This is a genomic window from Dethiosulfatibacter sp., assembly GCF_983023055.1.
On sequence record NZ_CEZJXU010000055.1, the window covers coordinates 1 to 8,440 of the forward strand.

Annotated in this window: 8 protein-coding genes and 1 pseudogene; all 9 read right to left on the reverse strand. The window is 35.5% G+C overall.

The genetic code is table 11. The features are described 5' to 3' along the window. Positions 1-142, reverse strand: a pseudogene (locus AC3AX0_RS03440) (ribulose-phosphate 3-epimerase); the annotation flags it as partial. Beyond that, positions 139-1,023 carry a ribosome small subunit-dependent GTPase A gene (rsgA, locus tag AC3AX0_RS03445; RefSeq protein WP_487548909.1) on the reverse strand — a complete coding sequence of 295 codons (885 nt, stop codon included), beginning with the start codon at positions 1,021-1,023 and terminating at the stop codon, positions 139-141. The pseudogene AC3AX0_RS03440 and the gene rsgA, both read right to left, overlap by 4 nt. Continuing rightward, positions 1,013-3,013: a Stk1 family PASTA domain-containing Ser/Thr kinase gene (pknB, locus tag AC3AX0_RS03450; RefSeq protein ID WP_487548910.1), complete on the reverse strand. Its 2,001-nt coding sequence runs from the start codon at positions 3,011-3,013 to the stop codon at positions 1,013-1,015. The genes rsgA and pknB overlap by 11 nt, the downstream gene beginning before the upstream one ends. 13 nt (positions 3,014-3,026) lie before the next feature. After that, positions 3,027-3,752, reverse strand: coding sequence for a Stp1/IreP family PP2C-type Ser/Thr phosphatase (locus AC3AX0_RS03455; protein WP_487548911.1), 726 nt, complete (start codon positions 3,750-3,752; stop codon positions 3,027-3,029). Between the two features lie 3 nt (positions 3,753-3,755). After that, on the reverse strand, positions 3,756-4,787 hold the full coding sequence (rlmN, locus tag AC3AX0_RS03460; RefSeq protein WP_487548912.1) for a dual-specificity RNA methyltransferase RlmN: 1,032 nt from the start codon (positions 4,785-4,787) through the stop codon (positions 3,756-3,758). Positions 4,788-4,840: 53 nt separating this feature from the next. Further along, complete coding sequence (rsmB, locus tag AC3AX0_RS03465; RefSeq protein WP_487548913.1) at positions 4,841-6,154, reverse strand: 16S rRNA (cytosine(967)-C(5))-methyltransferase RsmB; 1,314 nt, start codon at positions 6,152-6,154, stop codon at positions 4,841-4,843. Between the two features lie 110 nt (positions 6,155-6,264). Then, positions 6,265-6,951, reverse strand: coding sequence for a zinc metallopeptidase (locus tag AC3AX0_RS03470; protein ID WP_487548914.1), 687 nt, complete (start codon positions 6,949-6,951; stop codon positions 6,265-6,267). 1 nt (position 6,952) lies between these two features. Beyond that, positions 6,953-7,891, reverse strand: coding sequence for a methionyl-tRNA formyltransferase (gene fmt / locus AC3AX0_RS03475; RefSeq protein ID WP_487548915.1), 939 nt, complete (start codon positions 7,889-7,891; stop codon positions 6,953-6,955). Beyond that, a complete protein-coding gene (gene def, locus AC3AX0_RS03480; protein ID WP_487548916.1) occupies positions 7,884-8,339 on the reverse strand; it encodes a peptide deformylase in 456 nt (151 codons plus the stop codon). Before def ends, fmt begins: the two co-directional genes overlap by 8 nt. Positions 8,340-8,440: the final 101 nt, after the last annotated feature.

Sequence of the window (8,440 nt, forward strand, 5' to 3'; positions counted from 1 at the left end):
ATCCAAAAGTTATATTCGGTACAAATACTCCGTCCATAACATCTATATGCACATACTCGGCCCCTGCTTCGTCAATCATTTTTATGTCTTCTCCAAGCCTGCTAAAATCCGCAGATAATATTGATGGTGCTATCTTTTTCATTTTCTTCCTCCCGAAATCAATTCTTTATATAATTCTATATAACTGTTGTATCGCGCTTTGCTTATTTCTCCATTTTCCACGGCTTCCTTTACTCCGCAGTCAGGTTCCTTATAATGATTACAACTATTAAATCTACAGTCATTATACTCCTTAAATTCGATGAAATACTCCTTCAGATTGTATTTATCTATCCCTTCCAGATTTAATGAACTGAAACCTGCAGTATCAACCACCCATCCGCCAAAACTAAGAGTGAAAATTTCTGCATGCCTGGTAGTGTGCTTGCCCCTTTTCAATTTTTTACTGATTTCACCGGTCTTTAGATTAAGACCTTCCTCTATTATGTTAACCATTGTAGACTTGCCTACTCCCGATGGTCCAGCAAAAACAGAAATCTTGTCTTTAAGTATTCCTTTCAGGTCATCAAGGGATTCAGGTACCATCATTGATGTCAGAACCACTTTGTAGCCGGCCTTTTCATAAAGCTCTTTAATCCTTAGTGATTCTTCCTGGTCTAGGTCCGTTTTGTTTATGCATATTATTGCTTCGACATTATTAAGCTCAGCCTGTATTAGAAATTTATCCAAAAGTCTGAAATTGGGATTCGGTTTCTCTACAGCAAAAACAATTATAGCCTGCTCTACATTTGCAACGGGCGGTCTTATTATTTCGTTGCTTCGCTGAAAAATTTCCTCAACATATCCAACAGTTGAATCTTCTTCCGTAATCCTAATTCTGCATCGATCTCCAACAATAGGCTTTATATCCTGTTTCCTAAAAAGGCCCCTTGCCCTGCATTCGATAATTTCACTGCCCGTATCTACGTAGTAGAATCCGCCCAGACATTTAAGTATGATTCCTTTTTGAAATTTATTCTCCAAAATTTATCTCCTTGACTTCGTAATATTCACTGTTTATGAATATCTCGAATTTCTGAACTCCAAAGCCTTCAATGCTGATTGTTAGAGGGCTCATTTCCGTTTTAACTTGGTTTTCATATACGATAATCCTTTTGTCTTCCAATACTCTTTCCACTAGAAGATGTACCTTTTTCTTGTCCTGCGGAAGTTCTATAACAAGCTCGCCGTTTCCTGAAACATCATTATCAGTAGTATCATCAGGATTTTCAATCTGTATCTCAACACCTGAACTAACTATCAGATTTATTGAAGTACCCATTTCAACTTCAGTTCCACTTGGATAACTTTGATAAAGAACAAGATCCATCCCCACTTCATCTGATGGCTTGTAGGTGATTTCTCCAACAGCAAATCCTCTCTCTAGAATAGTATTCTGAACAGCATCTATCGGTTTTCCTAAAAGATCAGGCATTAGTATATATTCAACTTCAGGACCCTTGCTCAGTACATAGGATACTTCAGTATCTTCCTTTACCATAGTCCCTACTTCTGGAACCTGTCTTATTACAAGACCCCAAGGTATAGTATCATTAAATTCATAGGTCACATCACCTTCTGCAAGGTCATTTTCCTTCAATATTACAATGGATTCGTTTGAGTATTTATGAGTCAAGTCAGGTATCTTTACAAGCCTCTCCCCTAAACTCACCACAACTTCAATCGGAAATTTCTCTCTAAGTTCCTGGCCTTCATTTATACTCTGATTTATGACAAGTCCTTCTGCAAATTCGGAATTATAAATTTCATCCTTGACGCTGAATTTAAGACCAAGAGTTTCAACGGTTTCTTTTGCCAGTTCTTCAGTAAGCCCTATAAGACTTGGAACCGCAACCACCGGGACCGTAAGATAATCTTTGATGAAATTCAAGGCTATTACAGATACCGTACCTGTAACAACAAGTGCTGCAATAATGGCAAGAAGTGTATATTTGAACCTACCCTTCACCACTTCTCTTTCTTCTTTTTCTTCTTCATATTCTTCTTTTTTATTTTTATTTTTCTTTAATTTTACCTTCTCTTCTTTTTTGACAAAATTCTTTCCATTGCTGTTTTTTTCTTCTCCATCAAAAAACTTATTGAAGGCCTCATTTTTCTCTTCACTGCCCAAACCGTCAGTATGCATTCCATAAAGAGATGATTTTCCATATATCTTTTTGATATCTTCAATTACTTCACTGACACTGTTATATCTCATTGTTGATTTATTATTGGTGCATTTAAGAACAATTTCATCAACCCTTGCAGAAACCTCTTTATTTATAAGTGATGGAGCCATTACTCTTTCATTTACATGCTTAAGGGCAATGGAAATAGGAGAATCACCTTTGAATGGAAGCTCTCCTGTAAGAAGCTCATACATAACTATTCCCAGAGAATATATGTCTGATTTTTCATCAACATATCCTCCCCTTGCCTGTTCAGGTGACAAATAGTTTACTGAACCCAGAGTTTTGTCATTGTTTGTTATAGTTTTATTGGTCACAGCCCTTGCGATTCCAAAATCCGCAACCTTAACAAGATTATACTTGTTTACCAATATGTTGTGTGGCTTTATATCCCGGTGTACAACTCCGTTGAAATGTGCATGTTCGAGACCTTCACATATTTGAAGAGATATGTCTAGAACCTTCCCTATTGGAAGTGGATTTTCCTGCTCGATCATTTCATTTAATGCAATCCCCGTTACCAGCTCCATTACTATGAAGTATATATCCTCGTCTACTCCAGTATCATAAATATTTACAATATTTTTGTGGTTGAGTCTGGCCGCAGACATGGATTCCTGCTTGAACTTGTCAATAAACTCCTGGTCCTTGGTAAACTCTGCCTTCAATACCTTGATTGCTACAAATCTATTTAAAACATTGCATCTGGCCTTATATACATATGCCATTCCGCCACTGCCTATTTCCTCTATTATTTCATATCTATTATTTAATACGCTTTTCATTATTCACCTCAATCTAATTGTTGATGACAATAACTGATATATTGTCACTTCCACCTCTGGCATTCGCTTCACTTACCAGCCTGTCCACAATCTCTTCATCCCTGTTGTTCATAACTATATCCTTAATTTCAACCTTGTCAATATAGTTGGTTAGTCCGTCTGAACACAGTATTATACTGTCAATATCATACAAATCTTCAATATAAAAATCAGGTTCGACATCATTATAAGTACCAAGGGATTTCGTTAGGACATTTCTTTGGGGATGCGTAGACAATTCGTCTTTAGTAATCTGTCCTTTTTTAAACATTTCATTCACAAGAGAATGATCCTCAGTCACTTGAAGAATTTCATCCTTTCTAACTATGTAAGTTCTGCTATCTCCAATATTACCTACATAAAGCTTCCCTGTTTTTCTGTTTACAAGAACCATGGTCATTGTTGTACCCATTCCTTTGCATTCAGGCTCTTTTGAAGCAACATCAAAAATTCTCATGGAACTTGTCTTGAAAATATCCATCAAAAACTCAAGGGGCAATTCCATAAATTTACCAATGTTTCTGTTAAAATAGTCGGCAGCTGTTTCAATGGCAATTTTGCTTGCAACATCTCCGGATTTATGTCCACCCATACCATCAGCAACAATCGCAATTATAAAATCTCCACTGTTGTCATAATATATTGCATCTTCATTTCTTTCTCTCTTGTTGCCTACATCAGTTTTGTAATAAGCTTTCATAATTCACTCCCGATTATTAATGTAATTCCTTCTCAATTGACCGCAAGCTGCATTTATATCTCTGCCTAGTTCTCTTCTTATTGTTGCATTTATTCCGTTTTTATTTAAATAATTGTTGATTTTAACAGTTTCTCTGTGGGAAGGAGCTTCACCGTCAAACTCCTCAATAGGATTAAGCGGTATAAGATTTACATGACAGTTGGAATTTTTAAGAAGCTTTACCAACTCCCTCAAATCTTCAGATCCATCGTTAAATCCCTTAATGATAATATATTCATATGTAACCCTTCTTCCAGTCTTTTCCGTATAATAATCACATGATTTTATCAAATCCTTAAGTGGATAATTTTTGGAAGCAGGTATTATCTTATCTCTTTTATCCTGAACAGCCGAATGTAGGGATACAGCAAGATTGAATTGCATTCCTCCATCGACGGCTTCGTAGATTCCAGGAATAATTCCGCAGGTTGAAAGAGTTATCTTTCTTCTACTTATATTCATTCCTTTTTCATCCGTTATTATGTCTATGAATCTCTTAACATTTTCAAAATTATCAAAGGGTTCTCCCGATCCCATAATCACCACACTATTGATTTTGGTGGTTAAATCTTTTTGAATAATGTAAATTTGTTCCAGCATTTCAGAAGCTCTCAAATTTCTTATTCTACCGTCTTTTGTTGATGCACAAAAAAGGCATCCCATATTGCATCCAACCTGAGATGAAATACAGACACTCTCTCCAAAATCATAATTCAAATAAACACTCTCAATAACATTACCGTCTTCCAGCTCAATCAAATATTTTTTAGTATTGTCCTGTGACGAATCAAGCCTTTTATGAACTCCTGGCTTGTCAAATTCGTAATTACCATTCATGTATTCCGTAAAAGCTTTGGGAAGATTTTTCATTTCCTTAAAATCTAAAGCCATCTTCATGTGGATCCATCTGAACATTTGATCCGCTCTGAATCTGGGAAAACCACTGTCCACTACCAGCTTTTCCATTTCATTATAGTCTAAATTATTTATATACATATGTATTCTCCAAAATTACTGATATTATATCATGAACTAAGTTGATTTGTATATCAGTTCTTAACCAGCGATGCAATAAAAAAGCCGTCCATATTGTCTCTTTGAGGATAAATCTGCAGATATCCCTCAGAAACAGGTTTTCCACCTACTTCAAACCCTGTAAATTCTAAGTCCTGGTTATTCTTTAAAAATCTTCTTACAAGATTAATATTTTCATTGTCTAAAACAGAACATGTTGAATAAACAAGCCTGCCACCTTTCTTCAAATACTTTGAAGCATTCTCAAGAATGCCATACTGGATTTTTTCAAGTTCATCCAAAGCATCAACTTTAAGATTGTATTTAATTTCAGGTTTTCTTCTTATTATACCAGTATTGCTGCAAGGTACATCCACTATGCAATAATCGAACTTTTCTAAAAATTCCGGGATGATTTCCAACCCGTCCTGTACCCTTGTCTCGATATTATTAAGTCCAAGTCTTTCCGCTGTGTTTTCAACAAGTTTCAACTTGTTCTCATAAATATCACAGCAAAGAACCAACCCGGTATTTTTCATAAGTTCGGCTGAATGGAGGCATTTGCCGCCAGGTGCACAACACATGTCTATAATATCAGAATCCATGTCGGGATCAAGAATCTCGGACACAAGTATGGAGCTTTCATCCTGAGGTGTTATTAACCCATTTTTAAATTCATCCATTTCCTGTAGTCTGTGAATATTTTTGATTATTATTCCATATTTTGATTTATCTGTTTTCTTCACTTCATATTTATCACCATATTTTTCCAAAAATCCATCCCTTGAAACAATTGAAGTATTTATCCTAAATATAGTATCCGGTTTTGAATTTGAAGCTATGCAAAACTTTTCAGTTTCTTCCATGCCAAATTCTTCTACCAGCAACTTCAAAAATTCAACAGGATATGAATATTTTATAGACAGTCCTTCTATACCACCTATTTCGTCTATCTTCGTTAATATATTATCCTTGTTTCTAACAATATTTCTTAAAACACCATTTACAAACCTTGTACTCTTGAACAAATATTTTTTTGTCAGTTCAACGCTATCATTTACTATTCTAGTATAGGATATTCTTTCACTGAAAAATATCTGAAAAACTGCAGCCCTCATTATATTCAGCACATTTTTATTAATCTTCTTTATTTTTACAGAAGAATATTCAGATATTACCCAGTCAGAGAAAATCAGGTTTTCAAGAACTCCGTTGAACGTATAAAGGTACAAATCCTTTTCTTTTTTATCTTGAATCTTACCCATTGAAGCGACAGATTCAATATTTGAATATTTTTTCTCAGTTAAAACCCTGTACAAAGAATCGACTACATACTTTCTATATTTCATAACTACTCCTGAATTATATATTTTTAATACTTAAGGACAAAGAATCTCCAATACTTTATCCTGATAACAGTTTAAGTCCAATCATAAATTAAAGGCTGAATATTCAGCCTTTAATCTCTTCTACCATATCCTGACAAAATGAGCAGCCTTATAAGCTGACTGACTGCAATCAATGCGGCAGCTACATATGTCAATGCTGCTGCATTAAGAACTTTTTTAGCACCTTTGATATCATCATCATAGAGTATTCCAAGACTTTCCAACTGTACTATTGCCCTGCTGCTTGCATCAAATTCCACAGGAAGTGTAACAAGCTGAAAAATAACTACAGCCAGAAATAAAAATACTCCTATTCTTATAAACCCTACAATTCCAAGAAAAAAGCCAAGTAATATTACCAACCATACTATCTTTGAGCTGAAGCTGACTACAGGAGCCATTGAGTTCCTGATTTCAAGAGGCATGTATTTCCTTGAATGCTGTATGGCATGTCCAACTTCATGAGCAGCAACACCATAAGCTGCTATTGATCTGTTTCCATAAACAGAATCCGATAGTCTCAATACTCCGCTTCTTGGATCATAGTGATCTGTAAGATTTCCTCTTACATGTTCAATGCTAATATGCTCAAGGTCATTCTTGTCCAGTATCATCCTTGCTATATCACAGCCAGTATAATTTCCTCCGGAAAAAACTCTTGAATATTTCTTGAATGTATTTTGTATTTTTTGCTGAGCATACATCGAAATTATTATTGCCGGTAAAAGCAGCAGGAAGGTCGAATCGAAATAGAACATATTATTCACCTCTTAATTCATAACCGATTTCAATTTCATTTCCAGCAAGAAAGGACCTTATGTCCATTCTTCTTTTGCCTGGCAGTTGAATCTCCTTTATTAAAAGAAATCCATCTACTACAGCAACCTTAATCGATATACTGTCTACAGAAACGATTGTGCCAGGAAATATATTGTGATTATCAACAATATATTCAGTATTAAAAATCTTAACCTTTTTATCCTTGTACAGCATTACTGAACCAGGCCAGGGATCAAGCCCTCTAACCTTATTGTGTATATTCAGACCAAAGTCATTCCAGTCTATCATACTCATGCCTTTTTTTAGCATGGATGCATAGGTTGAACTTTCATGGTCCTGTTCTTCAGCTACAAGCTTATTATCAAGTATTCCTTCAATAACTTCAACTATCATGTCGCCACCCATGACCATAAGTCTGTCATGAAGCTCTCCTGCAATTATTTGTTCGTCAAGTTCCATCTCTTTCTTCAAATACATGGGTCCGGAATCAAGACCTTCTTCTATTTTCATTATAGTTATACCTGTCTTTTTTTCACCCTTTAGAATTACCCAGTTTATAGGTGCAGCCCCCCTGTACTTAGGCAAAAGAGATGCATGTATATTCAAGCATTCATATTTAGGGATCTCGAGTATTTCCTTTTTCAATATTTGTCCATATGCTGTAACTATTATGAAGTCAACATTATACGAAGTCAATACCTCCAAGCTTTCACTACTGTTCACATTTTCAGGTTGGAATATATCAAGTCCAAATTTTTCAGCAGATTCCTTGACAGGGGTCTTGAGAATCTTCTTTCCCCTTCCTTTTGACTTATCCGGCTGAGTAACCACCAATACAACTTCATGGCCGGCACTGTAGATTCTTTCCAATGCCGGTACAGCGAAATCAGGTGTACCCATATAGATTATCCTACTCATTAATATCCTCTTCAATTACCTTGTCGATAAACAAGATACCGTTTAAATGGTCAAGTTCATGGCTAAGACAAACAGCCATTAATCCTTCTCCAGCTACAGTCTGATTCTCACCATTTTCATCCATATATTCAACAACAACTTTTTCAGGTCTTTCAACGTCTCCATTTTTACCAGGAACACTTAAACAACCCTCTGTGAATATCTGACTACCCGTCTTTTCAACAATAAAAGGATTGATAAGTTTTATAGGGCCTTCTCCAATATTTATTACCACAATTCTTCTTAAAATTCCAACTTGAACGGCAGCAAGTCCCACTCCGTCATTTTCATACATTGTTTCAAGCATGTCGTTTAACAATTCCAGAAGTCTGCCATCAATTTTTTCTACTTCTCTGCTTTTCTTTCTTAATATCGAATCGCCTTCAACTCTTAGTTTTCTAATTGCCATAATCTTCTCCTTATATAAATGTTGGATTGAGATCCAACGAAATTTCCATATCCTTGTAGCTTCTATTTAGCATTATTTTTCTTAAATTCATCTTAATTTTT

What these genes read in the sequence shown, in the direction of transcription:
- pknB (WP_487548910.1), bottom strand. Translation starts at nt 3,013, where the DNA reads ATGAAAAGCGTATTAAATAATAGATATGAAATAATAGAGGAAATAGGC.
- AC3AX0_RS03455 (WP_487548911.1), bottom strand. Translation starts at nt 3,752, where the DNA reads ATGAAAGCTTATTACAAAACTGATGTAGGCAACAAGAGAGAAAGAAAT.
- rlmN (WP_487548912.1), bottom strand. Translation starts at nt 4,787, where the DNA reads ATGTATATAAATAATTTAGACTATAATGAAATGGAAAAGCTGGTAGTG.
- rsmB (WP_487548913.1), bottom strand. Translation starts at nt 6,154, where the DNA reads ATGAAATATAGAAAGTATGTAGTCGATTCTTTGTACAGGGTTTTAACT.
- AC3AX0_RS03470 (WP_487548914.1), bottom strand. Translation starts at nt 6,951, where the DNA reads ATGTTCTATTTCGATTCGACCTTCCTGCTGCTTTTACCGGCAATAATA.
- fmt (WP_487548915.1), bottom strand. Translation starts at nt 7,891, where the DNA reads ATGAGTAGGATAATCTATATGGGTACACCTGATTTCGCTGTACCGGCA.
- def (WP_487548916.1), bottom strand. Translation starts at nt 8,339, where the DNA reads ATGGCAATTAGAAAACTAAGAGTTGAAGGCGATTCGATATTAAGAAAG.